Annotated in this window: 16 protein-coding genes; 12 read left to right on the top strand and 4 right to left on the bottom strand. The window is 73.3% G+C overall.

Annotated elements, in window-relative coordinates; genetic code table 11:
- Window positions 1–29: 29 nt before the first annotated feature.
- Entirely contained in the window at window positions 30–557 is a 528-nt protein-coding gene (locus ACZZY9_RS03660; RefSeq protein WP_243215511.1) for a DUF3515 family protein, read from the bottom strand.
- A gap of 23 nt (window positions 558–580) precedes the next feature.
- On the opposite strand from ACZZY9_RS03660, the gene thiL reads away from it, so the two are divergent.
- Window positions 581–1,600 (top strand): thiamine-phosphate kinase, encoded by a 1,020-nt coding sequence (gene thiL / locus ACZZY9_RS03655; RefSeq protein ID WP_463463025.1) that lies wholly within the window; start codon window positions 581–583, stop codon window positions 1,598–1,600.
- A gap of 33 nt (window positions 1,601–1,633) precedes the next feature.
- Here thiL and rsmD read toward each other — a convergent pair whose 3' ends face one another.
- The gene (gene rsmD, locus ACZZY9_RS03650; RefSeq protein WP_463463024.1) at window positions 1,634–2,209 is read right to left on the bottom strand and encodes a 16S rRNA (guanine(966)-N(2))-methyltransferase RsmD; all 576 of its coding nucleotides are present in this window, start codon (window positions 2,207–2,209) and stop codon (window positions 1,634–1,636) included.
- 203 nt (window positions 2,210–2,412) lie between these two features.
- Between rsmD and ACZZY9_RS03645 the strand changes: the two genes are divergently transcribed.
- The 11 genes from ACZZY9_RS03645 (at window position 2,413) to smc (ending at window position 18,036) form a co-directional block, all read left to right on the top strand.
- Entirely contained in the window at window positions 2,413–4,119 is a 1,707-nt protein-coding gene (locus ACZZY9_RS03645; RefSeq protein WP_463463023.1) for an acyl-CoA dehydrogenase family protein, read from the top strand.
- A gap of 66 nt (window positions 4,120–4,185) precedes the next feature.
- Window positions 4,186–6,441, top strand: coding sequence for an ATP-dependent DNA helicase RecG (locus ACZZY9_RS03640; RefSeq protein WP_463463022.1), 2,256 nt, complete (start codon window positions 4,186–4,188; stop codon window positions 6,439–6,441).
- A gap of 73 nt (window positions 6,442–6,514) precedes the next feature.
- A complete protein-coding gene (gene coaD / locus ACZZY9_RS03635; protein ID WP_192058352.1) occupies window positions 6,515–6,997 on the top strand; it encodes a pantetheine-phosphate adenylyltransferase in 483 nt (160 codons plus the stop codon).
- Between the two features lie 107 nt (window positions 6,998–7,104).
- Window positions 7,105–8,118: an AAA family ATPase gene (locus ACZZY9_RS03630; protein ID WP_463463021.1), complete on the top strand. Its 1,014-nt coding sequence runs from the start codon at window positions 7,105–7,107 to the stop codon at window positions 8,116–8,118.
- 2 nt (window positions 8,119–8,120) lie between these two features.
- Window positions 8,121–9,464: a DUF58 domain-containing protein gene (locus ACZZY9_RS03625; RefSeq protein ID WP_463463020.1), complete on the top strand. Its 1,344-nt coding sequence runs from the start codon at window positions 8,121–8,123 to the stop codon at window positions 9,462–9,464.
- The gene (locus ACZZY9_RS03620) at window positions 9,457–11,712 is read left to right on the top strand and encodes a transglutaminase TgpA family protein (protein WP_463463019.1); all 2,256 of its coding nucleotides are present in this window, start codon (window positions 9,457–9,459) and stop codon (window positions 11,710–11,712) included. Before ACZZY9_RS03625 ends, ACZZY9_RS03620 begins: the two co-directional genes overlap by 8 nt.
- 11 nt (window positions 11,713–11,723) lie before the next feature.
- Window positions 11,724–12,284 (top strand): YceD family protein, encoded by a 561-nt coding sequence (locus tag ACZZY9_RS03615; protein WP_308196261.1) that lies wholly within the window; start codon window positions 11,724–11,726, stop codon window positions 12,282–12,284.
- A gap of 99 nt (window positions 12,285–12,383) precedes the next feature.
- Window positions 12,384–12,587, top strand: a complete 204-nt coding sequence (gene rpmF / locus ACZZY9_RS03610) for a 50S ribosomal protein L32 (RefSeq protein WP_043593937.1) — start codon at window positions 12,384–12,386, stop codon at window positions 12,585–12,587.
- 40 nt (window positions 12,588–12,627) lie between these two features.
- The gene (gene rnc, locus ACZZY9_RS03605) at window positions 12,628–13,356 is read left to right on the top strand and encodes a ribonuclease III (protein WP_463463018.1); all 729 of its coding nucleotides are present in this window, start codon (window positions 12,628–12,630) and stop codon (window positions 13,354–13,356) included.
- A 3-nt stretch (window positions 13,357–13,359) separates the two neighbouring features.
- Window positions 13,360–14,376, top strand: coding sequence for a DNA-formamidopyrimidine glycosylase family protein (locus tag ACZZY9_RS03600; RefSeq protein WP_463463017.1), 1,017 nt, complete (start codon window positions 13,360–13,362; stop codon window positions 14,374–14,376).
- 63 nt (window positions 14,377–14,439) lie between these two features.
- Complete coding sequence (smc, locus tag ACZZY9_RS03595) at window positions 14,440–18,036, top strand: chromosome segregation protein SMC (RefSeq protein WP_463463016.1); 3,597 nt, start codon at window positions 14,440–14,442, stop codon at window positions 18,034–18,036.
- A 39-nt stretch (window positions 18,037–18,075) separates the two neighbouring features.
- Here smc and ACZZY9_RS03590 read toward each other — a convergent pair whose 3' ends face one another.
- Window positions 18,076–19,308: an acyl-CoA dehydrogenase family protein gene (locus ACZZY9_RS03590; protein WP_463463015.1), complete on the bottom strand. Its 1,233-nt coding sequence runs from the start codon at window positions 19,306–19,308 to the stop codon at window positions 18,076–18,078.
- The gene (locus tag ACZZY9_RS03585) at window positions 19,305–20,639 is read right to left on the bottom strand and encodes an acyl-CoA dehydrogenase family protein (RefSeq protein WP_463463014.1); all 1,335 of its coding nucleotides are present in this window, start codon (window positions 20,637–20,639) and stop codon (window positions 19,305–19,307) included. Before ACZZY9_RS03585 ends, ACZZY9_RS03590 begins: the two co-directional genes overlap by 4 nt.
- Window positions 20,640–20,798 lie beyond the last annotated feature (159 nt).

Genomic DNA, 20,798 nt, shown 5'->3' with positions numbered 1-20,798 from the left:
GAGGGGCAGCCGAGGAGGCGCGGGTCGGCTCAGGACGACGGGGTCGCCTCGGTGCCGGGCAGGTCGTCGACGCCGACGCAGCCGCGACCGTCGTTCGGCAAGTAGCCGACCGCGTCGGCCAGGTCGAAGAGCGCGGTGCTGCCCGCCTCGGCGGAGACGATCACCTGGACGGCGGGAGTGCGACCGTAGGTCGTGAAGACGAAGGTGTCGGGGTCGTCGGCGTCTTGATCGGCGAGCCAGTCGACGCCGCTGACGGGGTAGCAGGGCAGATCGGAGACGGCGGGCGCCTCGACGCCGCAGCGCAGGAGGACCTGCGTCGGCGTGCCCCAGGCGCCGGTGGCCTGCGCATCGGTCTCGCGGCGCTCGAAGGGGGAGTTGTCGGGGCCGACCGTCTCGGGGAGGTGCACGGTCACCTGCGCGCAGGCCGCGTCGTTCGCGTCGGCCGCCGCCGTCATCGGCACGGCGGCCGTGCAGCCGGCGAGCGCCGGGGCGATCACGGCGCCGGCGGCGAGCAGACGGAGGAGGCGGCGACGAGGTCGCCTGGTCGGGCTGGGCACGGCAACCAGGCTACCGTCGTCACATGGAACGCCCCGCCACGTCGGTCGACGTCGAACCACCCGCCACGGTGCAGGGGGTGGGCGAGCTCGCCACCCTCGCGCGCATCCTGCCCCGACTGCCCCGAGGGGCCCGCACCGATCTGGGGCCGGGCGACGACGCGGCGGTGGTCTCGGCACCCGACGGGCGCTTCGTGGTGACGACCGACCTGATGGTGCACGGCCCCGACTTCCGTCTCGCCTGGTCGACCCCGTACGACCTCGGTTGGAAGGCCGCCGCCTCGAACCTCGCCGACGTGGCCGCGATGGGGGCGGTCCCGACCGCTCTCGTGGTGGCCCTCGCCGTGCCGGGCGACACCCCGGTGGTCGATCTGGAGGCCCTCGCCGACGGGCTGCGCGACGCCTGCGCCGTGATGGCTCCGGGCTGCGGCGTCGTCGGTGGCGATCTGTCGGTCTCGGCGACGATGACGATCGCCGTCACGGCCTTCGGCGATCTCGAGGGGAGGGCTCCGGTCACCCGCGACGGCGCCCGCGAGGGGGACGTCGTCGCCGTCTCTGGTGCGCTCGGCCGGTCGGCTCGCGGGCTCGAGCTGCTCTTCCGTCTCGGCGTCGATCACGACGGGGTCCCCGACCGTGCCGCCGCGGCGGCCCTGCGCGAGCGCGACCCCGACGTGGGGTGGCAGCTCGCGCCCACGCCGCCGATCGTCGACGGGCCGATCGCGGCCCGGGCCGGCGCGACGGCGATGCTCGACCTCTCGGACGGTCTGGCCCTCGACGCGGGTCGGGTCGCGCGGGCGAGCGGTCTGGTGGTCGACCTCGACTCGGCGGCGTTGGGCGGCGATCCGGCGGCGGCGCTCGCCGGGGGAGAGGACCATTCGCTGCTCGCGACGTTCCCGCCGGGTGCGGCGCTGCCGGGTGGGTTCCGGGCGATCGGCGTCATGCGCGCCGTCGGGTCCGGCGAGCCGCGGGTCGTCGTCGACGGCGGCGACGCCGGCCGGGAGGGCGGCTGGGACCCGTATCGCCTGTGGTCGGGCGAGCGGGGCTGAATACGCATCGCGCGAGCGGGGCCCGACGGCGGATCAGTCGCGGAGGGCGAACCAGACCGTCGTGTCGCCGTACTGCTTCTTCACGTCGAGGCTGAGCCCCGCGGGCCAGCTCGGCTCGCCGTCGCGGCTGGCGCGTTCGACGACGACCAGCGCCTGGGCGTCGAGCAGGGGCAGCAGGGCCGCGAGGTCGGCCGCGAGCTCGTCCTTCGACAGCTCGTAGGGCGGGTCGAAGAAGACCAGGTCGACGAGCGCGCCCGAGCCCATGAGGTACGACCGCACGGTCTGCGCGACGACGTCGACGCGCGGGGGTGCGCCGCGCGGGGGCTTGGGGGCCCGTGCCAGAACGGCGTCGGCGTTCCGCCGCAGCACCTTCGCCGCCGCCGGGGCCTTCTCGACCAGGGTGACCGAGGCCGCCCCGCGCGATGCGGCCTCGAGGCCGAGGCCCCCGGTGCCCGCGTACAGGTCGAGCACCCGTCGACCGCGGATCTCGTCGCGGGCGTCGAGCGACGAGAAGAGCGCTTCGCGGACGCGGTCGCTGGTCGGCCGGGTGCCGACCTTGGGGACGACGAGCGTCAGGTTGTCGGCGAAGCCGGAGATGATGCGGGACATGAGGTCAACCATGCCAGGTCGCGGCGGCCCGCCCGTCTCGTCGGACCCGCCTCCCCGTCTGCGTAGGGCCCGCCTCCCGGTCTCCCGGGGGCAGCGCCGCTTCGAGCATCCCGACAACGCGTCCGCGCCCGGCCCGGTCGTGCTTCGTCGATGAGGCACAACGGACTTGGCAGGGCGTCGCGCTTTCGGAAGCATCTCGCAGCATGACCAGCGTTGATCGTACTGTCCGGCCCTCGTTCACCAAGTCCCTGTTCGCGGGGCGGATCGCCTCCGAGCTGGTGCTGCCGTTCCCGCACATGTCCGCGGCCGAGAAGGCGCGGGTCGAGACGGTGTCGGCGTCGGCCCGCGAGGTGCTGGCCGGCTACGACCCGCTGAAGGCCGAGCGCGAGGGCTGGATCGGCGACGACCTGGTCCGCGAGCTGGGCGAGCGCGGTCTGATGGGGCTCTTCGTGTCGGAGGAGTACGGCGGTCTCGGTCTCGGTCAGAGCGCCTACTGCCGCGTCTACGAGGAGTTCGGCCGGGTCGACGGCACCCTCGCCACCGTCATGGGCGTGCACCAGTCGATCGGCACCAAGCCGCTGCACCTCTACGGCACCGACGATCAGAAGGCCCGCTGGCTGCCCGATCTGGCGAGCGGCCGGAAGCTCGCGGCCTTCGTGCTCACGGAGCCCAACGTAGGCAGCGACGCCTACGCGCTCGAGACCCGGGCCGAGCGGCAGAGCGACGGCAGCTGGCTGCTGAACGGCGAGAAGCGCTGGATCGGCAACGGCGACAAGGACGTCCTGACGGTCTTCGCGCAGAGCGACCTCGGGCACGTCGCGCTGATCGTCGAGAAGGGCATGGACGGGCTGAGCACCGGCCCGCGGTTCGAGACGCACGGCCTGAAGGCCAACCACCTGCAGCGGGTGCGCTTCAAGGACGTCCGGGTGCCCGCCGAGAACCTGCTCGGCGAACCCGGCGACGGCTTCCGCATCGCGGTGAACACGCTCAACAACGGTCGCATGTCGATGGGCACGGCGATCGCGGGCGGCATGAAGAGGTTCCTCCAGCTGAGTCTCGAGCACACGGAGGCGCGTCACCAGTTCGGAAGACCGCTCGCCGACTTCGAGATGGTCGGCGACAAGCTCGCCTGGATGACGCAGCAGATCTACGGCATCGAGTCGATGTCGTACCTGACCACCGGTCTCGTCGACCGCGGCGACACCGACTTCGCCCTCGAGTCGGCGATGACGAAGGTCGCCGCCAGCGACACCGGCTGGTACGCGCTCAACCGGGCCGTTCAGCTGCACGGCGGGGAGGCGTACATGGAGGGGCACCCGCTGTCGAAGGCGCTGCGCGACTTCCGCATCTTCCCGATCTTCGAGGGAGCCAACGACGTCCTGCGCGCCTTCGTCGCCCTGAACGGCCTCAAGACGCTCAGCGAGGAGCTGCCCGACGTCGCGTCGCTGAGCATCGGCGCCCCCGGTCGCGCCCTGGGTGTGCTGGCGCCGTACGTCGCGGGTCGCGTCCAGCGTCGGCTCCGACCCGATCGTCCGGTCGGAGTGCACCCCGAGCTCGCCAAGCAGGCCGCGGAGCTCGGCGACCAGGTGTCGCGGCTGCGCGAGCGCACCGAGGGGGCCCTCCGCAAGCACGGCAAGAAGGTGCAGGAGAGACAGCTCGTGCAGAAGCGCCTCGCCGACGCCGCGAGCGGCATCTACGCGCAGACGGCCGTGCTGTCGCGGGCGTCGACGGCCCTGCAGGAGGCGCGGGTCGACTCCGACGCCGAACGTCGCCTCGCCGTCGGGTTCTGCAAGCAGTCGGCACGCGGGGTGTCACGGCAGCTGCGGGCCCTCGAGGTGAACGACGACCGGCACGTGACCGAGCTCGCGGCGTCGACCCGCGCCTCCGGCGGGTACGACTTCACCCTCTGACGCCGCCCGCCCGCGGCTCGAACGAGCCCGGGCACCGGTGTCGGGGGCGGGCAGTAGCGTGGGGTCGTGCCCGACTCACCCCTCGACGCCTCCCTCGCCGGTGCCCTGGGCGGCCGCACGGCCACGGCCCTGCAGAAGGCCTTCGGCCTCCGCACCGTCGGCGATCTGCTGACGCACTTCCCGAGGCGGTACGCCCGCCGGGGCGAGCTGACGGCGCTCGATCAGCTGCCGCTCGGCGAGTCGGTCACGATCGTGGCCCAGGTGCTCGACGTGCGCGAGCGCACGATGCGCGCTCGCCGCGGGTCGATCCTCGAGGTCCGCATCGGCGACGGCCAGGGCATCCTGACCCTCACCTTCTTCAACCAGGCGTGGCGCGCGAGAGACCTCGTGCCGGGCGCCCGGGGCATCTTCGCCGGCAAGGTGGGCGACTACCGCGGGCTGCGGCAGCTGGCGCACCCCGACTACGAGCTCTTCGACGCCTCGCACGAGGCGGTCGCGGGCGTGGGCGACGCCGAGGCGCAGAAGTGGGCGAAGCAGCCGATCCCGATCTACCCCGCCAGCGCCTCCGTGGCGTCGTGGCAGGTGCAGAAGTCGGTCGAGGTGCTGCTCGACTCGCTGCCGCCGATCGACGACGCCGTGCCGGCCGCGGTCAGAGCCGAGCTCGATCTGATGCCCCTGGCCGAGGCGTACGAACGCATCCATCGACCCGAGACCGACCGAGACCACCTCACGGCCCGCGACAGCCTGCGCTTCGACGAGGCGTTCGTGCTGCAGAGCGCTCTGCTGCAGCAGCGCGCCCTCGTCCGCCGGTCCGCGGCGACACCCCGTCGCGCGGTCGCGGGGGGCATGCTCGACCTGTTCGACGCGGCCCTGCCCTTCGAGCGCACGGGCGATCAGCGTCTCGTCGGCGACGAGATCACCCGCGACCTCGAGGCCGAGGTCCCCATGAACCGGCTCGTCCAGGGCGAGGTCGGCTCGGGCAAGACGCTCGTCGCGCTGCGGGCGATGCTGGCGGTCGCCGAGAGCGGGGGGCAGTCGGCCCTGCTCGCCCCGACCGAGGTGCTGGCCGCCCAGCACCTCCGATCGATCACGGCGACCCTCGGCCCCGACCTGGCCGCCCGGCTGCGACCGACCCTGCTCACGGGGCAGATGACCACGGCCCAGCGCAAGAAGGCGCTCCTCTCGATCGTCAGCGGCCAGGCGCACATCGTCGTCGGCACGCACGCGTTGATCAGCGAGACGGTCGGGTTCTTCGACCTCGGGCTCGTCGTCGTCGACGAGCAGCACCGCTTCGGCGTCGATCAGCGGGAGGCGCTCCGCAAGAAGGGCGCCACCCCGCCGCACGTGCTGGTGCTGACGGCGACGCCCATTCCCCGCACCGTCGCGATGACGGTGTTCGGCGACCTCGACATCTCGACCATCGCCGAGCTGCCGAAGGGGCGTCAGCCGATCGAGTCGTTCGTCGTTCCGCTGGCCGAGCACCCGGGCTGGGTCGACCGCGTCTGGCAGCGCTCCGCGGAGGAGATCGCGGCGGGGCGCCAGGTCTTCGTGGTCTGCCCCGCGATCGACGCCGTCACGACGGAGCTCGGCGACGACGCGGGGCCGGGCGGCGAGACGGGACCGGGCGGCGACTCCGAGCCCGGCGGCGGCACCCGATCGACGGGAGCCGACGGGCAGAACGGGGGCGACCTGCCGTCGGCGCCCCCGCCCCGGGCGAGCGTCGAGGGCATCGTCGCGCTGACGGCCTCGCTGCCGGTGCTCGACGGTCTCGTCATCGAGCCGCTGCACGGTCGCATGTCGTCCGACGAGAAGGACGACGTCATGCGCCGGTTCGCCGCCGGCGACATCGACATGATCATCGCGACGACGGTGATCGAGGTCGGTGTCGACGTGCCGAACGCCTCGACCATGGTCGTGCTCGACGCCGACCGGTTCGGCGTCTCGCAGCTGCACCAGCTGCGGGGACGCGTCGGTCGAGGCGGTCACGCGGGTCTGTGCCTGCTCGTGACGTCCGCGCCGGCCGACTCCATCGCCCGCGAGAGGGTCGACGCCGTGGCGTCGACCCTCGACGGCTTCGAGCTCGCGCAGGTCGACCTCGACCTGCGCCGCGAGGGCGACGTGCTCGGCAACCTGCAGTCCGGCGGCCGGTCGTCGCTCCGACTGCTGAGGGTCGCCCGCGACGGCGACCTGATCGGCCTCGCACGAGAGCATGCGGCCGAGGTGCTCGACGACGACCCGCGCCTGACCGACCACCCCGCCCTGGCCGCGGCCATCGCGAGACGGCTCGACGATCGCGGGCGCGAGGCGATGGGCAAGAACTGACGTCTCCGCCCGCGCGCCCGACCTCCGGTGGATGCTCGGCCGACCTCCCGGGCCGGGCCGCTACTGTGTCCGCATGAGCAGGATCGCCGTCGTCCCCGGGTCGTTCGACCCCGTCACCCTCGGCCACATCGACGTGATCGCCCGGGCCGCCAACATCTTCGATCAGGTGCACGTGCTCGTGGTGCACAACCCCGACAAGTCGGCTCTGCTCCCGCTCACCCAGCGGGTCTCGCTGCTCACCGCCGCTCTGCGTGAGGCCGGGCTGCCCGAGACCGTCAGCGTGCACAGCTGGAGCATGGGTCTGCTCGTCGACTACTGCACCGACGTCGGCGCCAGCGTTCTGGTCAAGGGCATCCGCTCGCAGGTCGACGTCGCCTACGAGACCCCGATGGCGATCATGAACCGGAGCCTCGCCGGCGTCGAGACCGTCTTCCTCCTGCCCGACCCCGCCCACGCGCACGTCTCGAGCTCGCTCGTCCGGCAGGTCGCGGGGCTCGGCGGCGACGTGTCGCCGTACGTGCCGAGGGTCGTCGCGGAGTACCTCGAGACCACCTGAGACGCACCGGCTCATCGTGACGACCGCCTCCTCGAGGGGGTCCGTTCCGAACACCGTGCGACGCTCCTCCCGACGAACCGCTCGATCACTCCTCAGAAAGCGATCCGATGACAACGACCAGCCGTCCCGCCGATCGGCCGAGCGCCTCCGCCGACGAGGGCCTCATGCCGCTGGCGGAGGTGCAGCGACGCGCGCGGGGCATCCTCGAGGCCATCGGCACCGTCATCGACGGGAAGGACGGCGCCATCGGCACGGCCCTGACCGTGCTGCTCGCCGAGGGGCACCTCCTGATCGAGGACGTCCCCGGGGTCGGCAAGACCCAGCTGGCGCGCGCGCTCGCCAAGGCGGTCGACGCCACCGTCACGCGCATCCAGTTCACCCCCGACCTGCTGCCCAGCGACATCACCGGCGTCTCGGTCTTCGACCGGCCCTCCGGAGGGTTCGAGTTCAAGCCCGGCCCGGTCTTCGCCAACGTCGTCATCGGCGACGAGATCAACCGCGCGTCGCCGAAGACGCAGTCCGCCCTGCTCGAGAGCCTCGAGGAGCGCCAGGTGACGGTCGACGGCATCACGCACCCGCTGCCCGATCCGTTCCTCGTCGTCGCGACGCAGAACCCGGTCGAGATGGAGGGCACGTACTCGCTTCCCGAGGCGCAGCGAGACCGGTTCATGGCGCGCATCTCGCTCGGCTACCCCGACGCCGAGAGCGAGCTCCGCATGGTGCAGCAGCGTGAACGGGTCAGCCCGCTCGACGTCCTGAAGCCCCTCGTGTCGCTGACCGACCTCCGCCGCATGATCGCCGCCGTCCGCGCGGTCTACACGGCAGAGGCCGTCGAGCGCTACGCCGTCGCCGTCGTCCAGGCCACGCGCGTGCACCCGGACGTCCGACTCGGCGCGAGCCCGCGGGCCACCCTGCAGCTGATGCGCGCGTCGAAGTCGTGGGCGGCGCTCAACGGTCGCGAGTTCGTCGTGCCCGACGACATCGACGCGATGAGCGGGCCGGTGCTCGGTCACCGCATCATCCTCGCCGGGCGGGCCGGCGCCGGGGCGGTCTCGGCCGCCTACGACGTCGTGGCGGACGTCGTCTCGGCTACTCCCGTCCCCCTCGGCGACGCGCGCTGACCGTGACCGATCGAGCCGCGGCGCCGCCGACGCCGCACGGCGACGTGCCGGCGCGGCCTGGCGGGCGAGCGCAGGCGGGCATCACCCGCGGGGGAGTGCCCCGGCCGACCCTGCGCGGCTGCGCGGTCGTCGGCGTCGGCGTCGCCCTCGTCGCGACGGGAGCCGTCGTTCCGTCGCCGGCGCTCGTCTTCGCCGGCACGACCCTGGTCGTCCTGGTGATGGCCGTGCTCGTCTCGCTGCTGTTCCGACGCCCCCTGATCACGGTCGCCCGGCGCTTCTCGCCCGATCGCGGCATGGCCGGCTGGTCCGTCGACGAGACCGTGACCCTGACCGCCCCCGGGGGCGCGGCCGGCCGCATCGGCATCCGCGACGACGTCGGCTGGCGACGCACCAGGGCGTCCGAGGCGGTGGGGGTCACGCTCGTGCCGGGCCGCGCCTCCTCGGCCGTGTTCCGTCACGAGGGCCTGCCGCGCGGGCGACACCGCGTCGGGCCCCTGCACGTCGATCTGATCGAGTCCTTCGGCGTCGCCCGGCGTCGGGTCGTGGCCCCCGGCAGCGCCGAGCTGCTCGTCGTGCCCGAGGTCCACGACCTGGGGCTCGGCGCCGAGTCCCACGCCCTCGGAGACGGCGCCCGCCGTCAGCGGGAGCACAGCCTGGCCGGCGGAGACGACGACCCCGTCACGCGCGAGTACCGACGCGGAGACCCCATGCGGCGCGTCCACTGGAAGGCCTCGGCCCGTCACGACGAGCTCATGGTGCGACAAGAGGAGCAGCACGGCCTGCCGAGCGCCCGCCTCGTGCTCGCGACGGGGGTCGACGGCTGGTCCGACGCCCGAACGGGCCCCGACGGGTCGCCCGTCAGCGACGCCTTCGAGTGGGCCGTGTCGGTCGTCGCGACCCTGGGCGTCGAGTTCGGGCGCAGCGGCTCCGTGGCCCAGGCGACGACTCCCGAGGGCGACGTCGTCGCCCGCAACGATCCGGACTCGACCGCCTCGTACCTCGAGTCGCTCGCCGATCTCCGGCTGGGCGACGCCGGCCACCGCTCGGCGGCGCCCGCCGCGCCGCGCGAGCCCGTCGTCGCCGTCGTGTCGGGTCTCCGGCCGCGCGAGCTCGAGTCGCTCGGGCGCTCGCGGGGCGTCGGCTCGTCCGCCGTAGCCCTCGTCGTCTCGCCGCCCCTCGGGTTCAGTGAGACGACCGCACCGCGGGGCGGCGTCACCGGTGCGGAGACCCTCGGCCCCGAACGGGTGGCGGCCGCCCTCCGCGACGCCGGCTGGCGCGTGGTGGAGGTCTCGTCCGGCGATCCGGTCACCGACGTCGTGCTCGGGGCGAGGCCGCTCGATGACTGACGCCCCGCTCCGGCGCCCGGTGGTGCGCGTGGCCGCCGCCTCGTGGCTGCCCACCCTCTTCGCCTGGCTGGTGTTCGTCGCGTCGCTGGCCAGCCTCCATCCGCTGTTCCTCGGGACGGGCTGGTGGTTCGCCGCCGCCTTCGTCTCCGCCGTGGTCCTCGGCGTCTCGCTGGCCGTCCGGGGCCTCCGGGCGCCGGCCTGGATCGGCTGGATCGTCGGCGCCGTCGCGGGCTCGGCCGTGACCTGCGCCTTCGTCTCGGGCGGCACGGCCGTCCTCGGCGTCATCCCCACGTCGGCGACGCTCCAGCGGATGCGCGACCTCGCCGATCAGGCCGAGGCGGCCATCGTCGGCGAGGCGGCGCCCCTCGACGTCACCGACGGCGTGCTCGCGACGGTGCTCGTGTCGGTCCTGGCGGCGGCCGTGCTGATCGACCTCGTCTCGTCCGTCGGGCAGCTTCCCGCGTTCACGGGGGTGGTGCCGGTCGTCGTGCTCGCCGTCCCCGCCTTCGTGCCGGGGGTCGAGACGAGCTGGCCGTTCGTCGTGGCGACCGTGCTTCTCTTCCTCGTGCTCCTGGCGCTGGCCACCGGCCGGCACCCCACGCGCGGCGGTCTCGTCGGGGGTCTGGCAGCGCTCGGCGTCGCCGGTCTGCTGACGGCCACCGTGCCGATCGGCGGCCTCGCGCCCCTCGCCGGCACGGGCGGCTCCGGTCTCGGGCTGGCCACCGGCGTGAATCCGATCATCGACCTCGGCGACGACCTGCGTCGCGGCGCCCCGGTCACCGTGCTGACCTACCGGTCCTCCGATGCCGACGGCGAGTACCTGAAGCTCGTCGACCTCGTCGACTTCTCGGGTCGCTCCTGGAGTCCCGCCGAGGGCGAGCCCGACCCCGAGGCGACCCTCGACCGGCTCCCGGCCGCGCCCGGCGTCGCCGAGGCCACCGACCGCCGGGCCGTGACCACCGAGATCGACGTCGGCTCGCTCCGCAGCCCCTACCTGCCGGTGCCGGTGCCGGCCACCCGGATCGAGGGCCTCGGCGACGAGTGGGAGGTCGTGGACGAGTCGGGGGTGACCGTCCGCAGCGACACGACCGGTACGCAGGGTCTCGACTACACGGTCGAGAGCGCTCCGGTCGACCCCACCCGCGACCAGGTCGTCGCGTCGTCCGCCGGCGACGACACCGCGATGGCCGACTACCTCTCGACCGACGGGGTGCCCCAGAGCGTGATCGCGCTGGCGTCCGAGGTGACGGCCGACGCGCCCAACGACTTCGACGCCGCCGTGGCCCTCCAGGACTTCTTCCGAGACGGCGACTTCACCTACTCCGAAGAGACCCCCGTCGATCAGGGCTACGACGGCAGCGGTCTCGAGGCCGTGCAGACCTTCCTCGAGGTCCGCAGCGGATACTGCGTGCACTTCGCCTCGTCGATGGCCGTCATGGCGCGGACGCTCGGCATCCCCTCGCGGGTCGCGGTGGGGTTCCTGCCCGGCGAGTCCACGGGCTTCGGGGCCGAGGCCGAGCGTCGCGTGAGCAGCGACGACCTGCACACCTGGCCCGAGCTGTACTTCGAGGGGCTCGGCTGGGTGCCCTTCGAGCCGACCGTCGGCCTGGGCAGCCCGCAGGCGTACCTCCAGCCGACGGGTGTCGAGCCGAGCGCCGCGCCGAGTGCCGACGACGCCGCGATCCCCACGCCCTCCGCCGACGACGCGCCGGCCGAGACCCCCTCCGCGACGCCGTCCGCCGACGCGTCGGACCCGACCGCCGCGGGCTCCGCCTCGGGCACGGGCGGCCCCGGCCTCGGGTCGGCCGGTCTGATCGCCCTCGTGCTGCTCGCGGTCGTGCTGATCGTGCCCTCGGCGCTCCGGGCCGGGCGCCGCCGACGTCGATGGGCCACCCCGCCGCCCGACGTCGCGCTCGCCGTCTGGCATGAGGTCGTCGACACGGCGGCCGATCTGGGCCTGCACGTCCCGTCGGGGGCGACGCCGACCGCGGCCGCGACGCTCCTCCACACGAGACTCTCGTCACGACCCGAGACCGAGGAGGCGCGGGTCGCCCTCGACCGCCTGGTCGTCGCCCTGCAGAGCGAGCGGTACGGCGGGGTCGCCGCCCCCGACGGCACGAGGGCGGACGCCCGGCTCGTGCTCGACGGCCTCCGTTCGGCGTCGGGTGCGCGTGACCGCCTCGTCGCGCGGTTCGCGCCGCGGTCGCTGTTCGCGACCTCCTCTGCGAAGACCGGGTCGACGGCGTAAACTCGTCTCCCGTGCCTCATTTCAACCTGACCCCCTACACGCTCCCGGTGTACGACCTCATGCACCGCCCGGGCGAGATGCGCGAGCGCACGCTCGACGTCGTGGTCCCTGAGCGGCTCGGCGAGGGCCAGATCTCGGTCGCGGCGGGCGATCCGCTCCGCCTCGACGTGCGGCTCGAGGGTCTGCACGACGGCATCCTGGTCTCGACGCACGTGTCGGGCACGGCGACCGGCGAGTGCAGCCGATGCCTGAAACCGCTCTCCGAGCCGGTGGAAGTCGATTTCGCCGAGCTTTTCGCGTACGCTGTCGACGAAGCTTTTGACTATCAGGTTCACGACGACCACGTGGATCTTGAACCTGTGGTCAGAGACGCAGTGGTTCTGTCACTGCCCTTCCAGCCGGTCTGTCGGCCGGATTGTCCTGGACTCGACCCCGCCACGGGTGAACGGATCGAAGACATCCACGACTACCAGCCCGAAGAGGACATCGACCCCCGCTGGTCGGCACTCACCGGGTTCCAGGCTGAATCGGCACCTGCCGAGGGCTCGCCCGACACCGACTCGCGTCGGTAGGGGTGGCCGGCGGCCTCCCCGGGCCGCATCACACCACCGCGTCACCCACCAGTCAGACCAGGCCCCCTGCGGGGGAGCCGCAAGAGAGAAGAGATGCTCATGGCCGTTCCGAAGCGGAAGCAGTCACGCTCGAACACGCACGCCCGTCGCTCGCAGTGGAAGGCGACGCCCGTCCAGCTCGTCAAGACCATCGAGAACGGCAAGGTCACCTACAGCCTCCCGCACCGCGCGAAGGTCGTCGAGGACAGCGCCGGCACCGCCCTGTACATGGAGTACAAGGGCCGCAAGGTCGCCGACGTCTGAGCACTCCCGTCGTGATCACGTCTCCCTCGGCGGTGTCGAGATGACGTCGACTTCTGATCAGCCCGCGTCGCGCCTCCGCGCCGACCGGGCTGATCTGCTGTCACGCCTCGACATCGACATCCGACCCGAACTCCTCGATCTCGCGCTGACCCACCGCTCGTACGCGTACGAGAACGGCGGCATCGCCAACAACGAGCGTCTCGAGTTCCTCGGCGACTCCATCCTCGGGCAGGCCGTCACGGTCATGCTCTTCACGGCGAACCCCGATCTCGACGAGGGCGACCTCGCCAAGCGACGCGCCAGTCTCGTCAGCACCGTCGCGCTGGCCGAGGCCGCCCGGGTCATCGGTCTCGGCGACCACCTCCGGCTCGGTCGGGGCGAAGAGCTGACCGGCGGTCGCGACAAGCCCTCGATCCTGGCCGACACGGTCGAGGCGATCATCGGTGCGACCTACCTCGACGCCGGCGGAGACACGGCGACCGCACTCGTCCTGCGGTTGATCGCACCTCTGCTCGACGATCCCGATCGGTTCGGCGCCGCGATGGATCCGAAGACGAGTCTGCAAGAGCTCGCGGCCTCGCTCGGGCGCGGCATGCCGACCTATCACGTCAGCGACAGCGGCCCCGATCACGACAAGAGGTTCCACGCCAGCGTCCGCCTGGGCGGCGACGACGTCGCGACCGGCATCGGCAGCAGCAAGAAGCAGGCCGAGATGTCGGCGGCCCTCGAGGCGTGGACGCGACTCAGCACGCCGGTCGACGGTCTCTGAGCGGTGCCCGAGCTCCCCGAGGTCGAAGTCGTCCGCGCCGGGCTGCAGCCCGTCGTCGCGGGCGCCGTCGTGACCGGTGTCGACGTGCTCGACCACCGGTCGCTCAAGCGTCATCACGGCCCGTCCGACGATTTCGTCGACCGGCTCGTGGGCGGCACGATCGACGCGGCGGTCCGTCGAGGCAAGTTCCTCTGGTTCCCCTTCGAGCCCGCGGCGCCGCACGAGCAGCCGCTGGCCCTCGTCGCCCACCTCGGCATGAGCGGTCAGGTGCTGCTCCGCAGTCGCGACGCCGAGCCCGACCGCCTGATGCGCATCCGGCTCGACGTCGAGAGCCCCGCGCACGGGCCGGTCCGGCTCGCCTTCGTCGACCAGCGCATCTTCGGCTCGATGGCTCTGGACGACACGGTGCCCACCCTCGACGGGCGACCGGCGGGGTTCTCCGCAGCGCGCCTCCTCGGCTCTCCGGCCCCCGCAGCCGGCACCGCCTCCGACGGCGAGGCCGCAGGCGACGAGACCGCAGCGGACGAGTCCGCAGCCGACGAGACCGCAGCCTGGGTCCGCCGGGTGCCGCAGCAGGTCTCGCACATCGCCCGAGACCCTCTCGACCCGGCGTTCGACGAGAACCGGGTGCTGACGCGGCTGCTCGCGCGGCGCACCGGCGTCAAGCGGGCGCTGCTCGATCAGGGGCTGCTCAGCGGCGTCGGCAACATCTACGCCGACGAGAGCCTCTGGGCTGCTCGGGTGCACCCCGATCAGCCCACCGAGTCGTTCTCGCGGGCCCGCGCACGGGTGCTGCTCGCCGAGGTCCGCGTCGTGCTGCTCAAGGCGCTCGGCGAGGGCGGCACGAGCTTCGACGCCCAGTACGTCAACGTGAACGGCCAGTCCGGCTATTTCAGTCACAGCCTCAACGCGTACGGGCAGCAGGGCGGGCCGTGCCCCCGGTGCGGAACCGAGATCGTGCGCGAGGCCTTCATGAACCGCTCGTCGCACTTCTGCCCGAGGTGCCAGCGCGTCCGCTGACCCATCCGCACCTATTCTTGAGCGACGGTCACCCCGCAGACAGGACCCGAGGAGGCGCGGCGCATGTACCTGAAGAGCCTCACCCTCAAGGGCTTCAAGTCGTTCGCCTCGCCGACGACGTTCGCGTTCGAGCCGGGGGTCACCTGCGTGGTCGGCCCGAACGGATCGGGCAAGAGCAACGTCGTCGACGCTCTCGCCTGGGTGATGGGCGAGCAGGGCGTCAAGAACCTCCGCGGCGGCAAGATGGAGGACGTCATCTTCGCGGGCACGTCGACCCGGGGCCCCCTCGGTCGAGCGCAGGTCGTGCTGACGATCGACAACGGCGACGGCGCGCTGCCGATCGACTACACCGAGGTCACGATCAGTCGCACGCTGTTCCGCAACGGCGGCAGCGAGTACGCGATCAACGGCGAGGGCTGCCGACTGCTCGACGTGCAAGAGCTGCTGAGCGACTCCGGACTGGGCCGCGAGATGCACGTCATCGTCGGTCAGGGGCAGCTCGACGCGGTGCTGCGGGCGACCCCGGAGGAGCGGCGCGGCTTCATCGAAGAGGCGGCGGGCATCCTGAAGCACCGCCGCCGCAAGGAGAAGACCCTCCGGAAGCTCGACGCCATGCAGGCGAACCTGACGCGGTTGAGCGACCTGGCGGGCGAGATCAGGCGGCAGCTGAAGCCGCTCGGGCGCCAGGCCGAGATCGCCCGCGAGGCGCAGACGATCGCCGCCGTGGTGCGCGACGCCCGGGCGCGCCTCCTCGCCGACGAGGTCGTCGGGCTCCAGCGGTCCCTTGACGCCCGGTCGCGCAGCGAGGCCGAGCAGAGGGCCGAACGCGAGCTGCTCGCCGCCCGTCTCGGCGAGATCGCCGCCGACGAGCAGCGCCTCGAGCAGTCGATGGCGGGCGACGACGTCGACCGGGCGCGACGGGTCGCGTTCGAGCTCGAGTCCGTGCACGAGCGCCTCCGCAGCCTGTCGAGCCTCGCCCGCCAGCGCCTGCAGCTGCTCGCCCAGCAGGCCGAGCAGCCCGTCGCCGTGACCACGGTGTCGGCGGGCATGGTCGCCGACGCCCGAGACGAGGCCGAGCGCCTGCAGGGCGACGTCGCGGCGGCCGCGGAGGCCGTCGAGGAGGCCCGCGGCGGGCTGGCCTCCGCCCGTCGGGCGCTCGACGCCCTCGACGACGAGATCTCCGCCCAGAGCGCTCTCGTCTCGAAGCACGATCTCGAGGCCGGGCGCCTCCGCTCGGCGCTCGATCTGGCCCGGTCGAGACTCGCGGCGGTGCGGGGGGAGCGCCTCCGGCACGAGACGGCCCTGCAGTCCGCCGAGACCCGCCGTGACGCCGCGAACGCCGAGCTCGAGGCCCTCGACCACGAGGCGCCCGAGAGCGACGGGGTCGACCACGTCGCGGCCCAGGCGGCCGCCGAGAGCGAGGCCGTGTCCCTGGGCGAACGCGTCGACGAGCTCCGCGACCGCCTGCACGCCGCCGAGCGCGAGCGCGACGCCCTGGCCGCCCGGCGCGGGGCCCTGTCGTTGGCGCTCGACCGCGCCGACGGGTCGAGCGCGCTCCTGGCGGCCGGGCGACCGGGCGTGCGGGGCCGGGTGGCCGATCATGTCCAGGTGCGCCCCGGGTTCGAGGCGGCCGTCGCCGCGGCCCTCGGCAGCATCGTCGACTCCGTCCTCGCCGACGACTCGACGTCGGCCTTCGACGCCATCGAGCACGCGACCGTCGACGAGCTCGGCCGGGTCGAGGTCGTCGTCGCCGAGCCCGAACGCCGTCTGGCCACGCTCGAGGTGGACCTGCCGCCGGGGGCCGTGAGCGCCGTCTCGGTCGTCACCGCGCCTCCTGGTGTCCTCGGTCTGCTGGCGAGCACGGTCGTAGCCGACGACCTCGACGTCGCCCGCGCGACTCGAGGGGCCCTCGCCGCGCACCCCGTGCCGGTGACCGTCATCACGCGGTCGGGCGAGGTGCTCACCGACTACGTGCTGCGGGGCGGTTCGGGCGCCGAACGCTCCCGGCTCGAACTCGTCGCCGAGCGCGACGCGGCGGCCGAGCGGCTCACCGCCGTCGAGGTGACGCTCACCGACCTCGCGCCCGAGCACGATGAGGCGAGACGCCGACTCGTCGAGGCGCGCGCGCTGGCCGCCGCGTCGGCTGCGCAGGCGAAGGCGCAGGAGGCGCGGGTCGTCGACCACGAGCAGCGTCTCGGTCGTCTGCGCGCCCGGGTCGATGCCGCCGAGGCCGAGGTCGAGCGCCTGCGGGCGGCCCTGGTCGTGGCGAGCAGGTCCGCCGACGAGGCGGCCGTGATCGTCGACGAGGCGGCCGCCGCCGACGAGGTGCACCGCGCGCGGCCCCGACCGCTGCTCGACGTCTCGGCCCGCCAGGGTCTCCTCGACGAGGTCGAGGCCGCCCGTGCCGCCGAGCTCGAACGACGCGTCGTGCTCGAGACGGTGCGCGAGCGCGTGCGGGCCGAGGCCGCCCGCGCGGTCACGCTGCAGCGGCAGCTCGACGAGCAGCGCGAGGCGGCCGAACGGCAGGCGCGCCGCACGGTGATCCGTCAGCGTCAGATGGCCTCGACCTCGTCGGTGCTCACCGCGCTGCCGCCGACCGTCGACGCCGTGGCCCGGTCGCTCGACGAGGCGCGTCGCGAGCTGGCCGAGGCCGAGCGCGCCCGCGCCGGCCGCAACGACGAGCTCGCCGCCCTCCGTCGCGACGCCCGGTCGGTCCGAGAGCGTCTCGACGCCGTCACCGAGAGCGTGCACGGCCTCGAGATGGAGCTCCACGAGAAGCGCCTGCACCTGTCGGGGCTGCTCGACCGGGCCGCCTCGGGGCTCGGCCTCGTCGAGGACGTCCTGATCGCCGAGTACGGCCCCGACGTGCCCGTGCCGGACGAGGCGGCCACCGCCCACGCCGCGCCGTCGGAGGGCGGCGTCGACGGCGGGCCCGGGTCCGAGGGCAGCCCGTTCGACCGTGCCGAGCAGGAGGCGCGGCTGGTGAAGGCCGAGAAGAAGCTGGCCCGGCTCGGTCGCGTCAACCCCCTGGCCCTCGAGGAGTTCGCGGCGCTCGAGCAGCGGCACGCGTTCCTCTCCGAGCAGCTGACCGATCTCACCCGCACCCGCGCCGATCTCCTCACGATCATCGACGACATCGACTCGACGATGCAGACGATCTTCGGCAGCGCCTTCGCCGACACCCAGGCGGCCTTCGACCGGGTGTTCCCGATCCTGTTCCCGGGAGGCACGGGGTCGCTGCAGCTCACCGACCCCGACGACCTCCTCACGACGGGAATCGAGGTGACGGTGCGACCCGCCGGCAAGAAGATCGAGCGGCTGTCGCTGCTCTCGGGCGGCGAACGGTCGCTGGCTGCGGTCGCCCTGCTGATCGCCATCTTCAAGGCCCGACCGAGCCCGTTCTACATCATGGACGAGGTCGAGGCGGCCCTCGACGACGCGAACCTCGGCCGTCTGCTCGCCATCTTCGAGGACCTCCGCGAGAACAGCCAGCTCATCGTCATCACGCACCAGAAGCGCACGATGGAGATCGCGGACGCCCTCTACGGCGTCTCGATGCGGCAGGACGGCGTCAGCGCCGTCGTCGGTCAGCGGGTCGTGGCGGAGCGCTCGCGTCGAGACGACGCATCAGGTGCACCTCGGGCCGCGGACGGCCCCTGACGGGTCGCATCGACGAGCCGAGGAGGTGCGGATCACCGATCAGGAGGCGCCCGGCACCACCCCGATCGCCCATGCGGTCGGCGGGGGAGTGCCGTTCAGCACCCACTCGCCCACGATGCGTCGCTTGAAGACCTGCGGGTTGTGCGAGGCGACGGTGCGCGCGTTCCGCCAGTGCCGGTCGAGCGCGGCGTCCACCGACACCCCGGAGGCGCCGAGGGCGTCGAAGAGATGCGAGGCGGCGGCGGGCACGCTGTCGCTCAGCACGGTCTGCGCACGGTAGACGTCGGCTCCGGCGCGGGCGACCAGGTCGCCGAGGTCGTCCGGTCGGGCGCCGTCGAGGGTGGCGAGGGCGACCCGCTCGACCGACTCGGCGCCGCGGCGGAGCAGGGCCTCCGCGGTGAACGCGGTCGCCGAGAGCTCGCCGACGACGGCCTGCAGCTGCGGGTCGTCGCGGGTGGTGTCGGCGTTGCCGTGGCTGTAGACGCGACTGCGGCCGGTGACCTTCGCCACCGCGTCCCGCACGACGGCGCGGGCGATGCCGGTGAGCACCGCATTCAGCACGAGCTGGAAATACGGCGTCTGGTGCGGAGCCCTCTCGATGCCGTCGAAGACGTGCTCCGGGCGCACCACGGCCGCGTCGAAGACGACCGTCCCCGTGCCGGTGTGGCGTTGACCGAAGCCGTCCCAGTCGTCGAGCACGGTCACCCCGGGCTGATCGACGCGGACGGCCACCGCCGTGTCGGGCAGCCCGTCGCGGCCGACCGTCACGTCGGTCCAGTCGGCGTAGAGGGTGCCCGTCGTGTAGTACTTCGTCCCGTGCACGGTCAGGGTGCCGTCGGGCGCCTCGACCAGCCGGGTCGCGGTCGTGCCCACCGCCGCCGAGCCGCGCTCGCTCCACGCGTTGCCGATCAGCTCGCCGTCGGCGACCCGACGCAGCCACTCGTCGCGGGCGGGCGACGGGGCGAACGACTTCTGGTCCTCCACGAACTCGAGATGCCCGCGCAGGGCGTGCGCCACGTTCGAGTCGGCCTCGGCCAGCTCGCTCAGGAGATCGACGGCGTCGGCGAGACCGAGACCGAGACCGCCGTGCCAGACGGGGACGGTGAGGGCGCCGAACCGCGCCTCCTGAAGCTCACGGAGGGCCTGCCTCGGCAGCTCGCGCCGCTGTTCGCGGCCGACGGCGCCGTCGGCGATCCGCGCGAAGAGCCCCCCGAAGCGGGCCCTGGCCGACTCGAGGGTGAGCGGCGCCGCGCTCACGTCTGCGGCGCTCACGTGTAGAGCGACAGCGGCTGGAGGACGCCGGTCAGGTAGTGGGCGCCGACCTCGAGCCGCTTGTAGTCGACGGGGTCGTGCAGGCTGTGCGTCCGGGCGTTCCGCCAGTAGAGGTCGAGGCCGACCGAGCTGCGGGTCGAGCTCGAGCCGGTCGCCTCGAAGACCCGCGAGGTGGAGTCCGTGGCGAGGTCGCTCGAGACCACCTTGACCTTCGCGATCTCGATGGCGAGCGCACCCCGCGACTCGGCGGTCACCTCGTCGCCCTTCGCCGTCTCGGCGTCGAACAGGGCGCCGACGCGATCGGCCAGGGCCTCGACGGCCGCGGCCTGCGAGACCAGCTCGCCGTACAGCCGCCGGACGAACGGATCCTCCGCGTAGCGGTCGGCGTCGCTGAGGAACCAGGCGTTCGGCCGGGCCAGAGTGATGTCCCGGGCCGAGGCCAGCGCCCCCTCGGCGAGACCGAGGTACAGGTTGCCGAAGCCGAGCTGGATGGCCGCGGTGATCAACGTCGAGAACGGCTCGCCGTCGAGGGTGCCCAGCACGTCGTCGGGCTCGACACGGACACCCGTGAAGCGCACGCTGCCCGAGGCGCTCTGCCGCTGACCGAGGGCGTCCCAGTCGCCGAGGTGCTTCACCCCGTCGGCCCGCGCGTCGATCACGAACGCGATCACGTCGCCCTCGCGCTCGCCGCCGACGACCACCGCGTTCACCAGGGCCCGGTCTCCCGACGAGACGCCGGTCGAGAACCGCTTCAACCCGTCGAGGCGGTACCCGTCGCCGTCCGGGGTCAGACGGAGGTCGGGGTCGACCGGGTTCACCGAGTCGCCCCACAGCCAGCGACCCTCGATGGTCTGCCGGTAGAAGCGCTCGCGCTCGCCGGCGGGAGCGCTCGTCGCGATGTTGGCGACGTTGACGTAGTGGTAGAGCAGCAGCTGGGCCAGCGATCCGTCGGCGCGGGCGAGCACCCGCACGACACGGAAGGCCGTCTGCCAGTGCGCCCCGCCGCCGCCGAACTCGGCGGGGTCGAGGAGGTTCACGAGGCCGCTGGTGCGGAGCGGCTCGAGCTCGGCGGTGGGGTCGTCGCCGCGACGGTCGCGCTCGAGCACGTCGCGGGCCAGGACGGCGGCGACCTCGGCGGCGACGGCCGTCCAGTGCGCCAGCTCGGCGGCGTCGGCGGTGCCGGTCCAGTGGCTGCGCGGCTCGGTCGACGAGGCGGGGCGCTGCTCGGTCGACGAGGAGCCATCGGGCGCGGCCGGGGGAGCCGGGGCGGGCGTCGGCGGGTTCAGCAGATCGGTCATCCGTGGCCTCCAGTCGTGGGTGTAGTCGGTCACGCTAGGGCCGCCCCGGGGCGCGGCGGGCCCTCCGTTACGCCCCGTGACCCTCTGTGACAGCGCGTGGCGGCGGGTCTTCCGCGCGGCCTCCCGAACCCTCCAGGATGTGGCCACCGCGGCCGTCCGCCGCGCCGACCGCACCGCACCGCCCCGTCGCCC

Source organism: Frigoribacterium sp. AC394, assembly GCF_979258095.1.
This window is presented reverse-complemented; position numbering and strand designations above follow the sequence as displayed.

Excerpts from the sequence above, each read along its gene's own strand:
- thiL (WP_463463025.1), top strand. The coding sequence starts at position 581 with ATGGAACGCCCCGCCACGTCGGTCGACGTCGAACCACCCGCCACGGTG.
- ACZZY9_RS03620 (WP_463463019.1), top strand. The coding sequence starts at position 9,457 with ATGACTGACGCCCCGCTCCGGCGCCCGGTGGTGCGCGTGGCCGCCGCC.
- ACZZY9_RS03630 (WP_463463021.1), top strand. The coding sequence starts at position 7,105 with ATGACAACGACCAGCCGTCCCGCCGATCGGCCGAGCGCCTCCGCCGAC.
- coaD (WP_192058352.1), top strand. The coding sequence starts at position 6,515 with ATGAGCAGGATCGCCGTCGTCCCCGGGTCGTTCGACCCCGTCACCCTC.
- smc (WP_463463016.1), top strand. The coding sequence starts at position 14,440 with ATGTACCTGAAGAGCCTCACCCTCAAGGGCTTCAAGTCGTTCGCCTCG.
- ACZZY9_RS03645 (WP_463463023.1), top strand. The coding sequence starts at position 2,413 with ATGACCAGCGTTGATCGTACTGTCCGGCCCTCGTTCACCAAGTCCCTG.
- rsmD (WP_463463024.1), bottom strand. The coding sequence starts at position 2,209 with ATGTCCCGCATCATCTCCGGCTTCGCCGACAACCTGACGCTCGTCGTC.
- rnc (WP_463463018.1), top strand. The coding sequence starts at position 12,628 with ATGACGTCGACTTCTGATCAGCCCGCGTCGCGCCTCCGCGCCGACCGG.
- rpmF (WP_043593937.1), top strand. The coding sequence starts at position 12,384 with ATGGCCGTTCCGAAGCGGAAGCAGTCACGCTCGAACACGCACGCCCGT.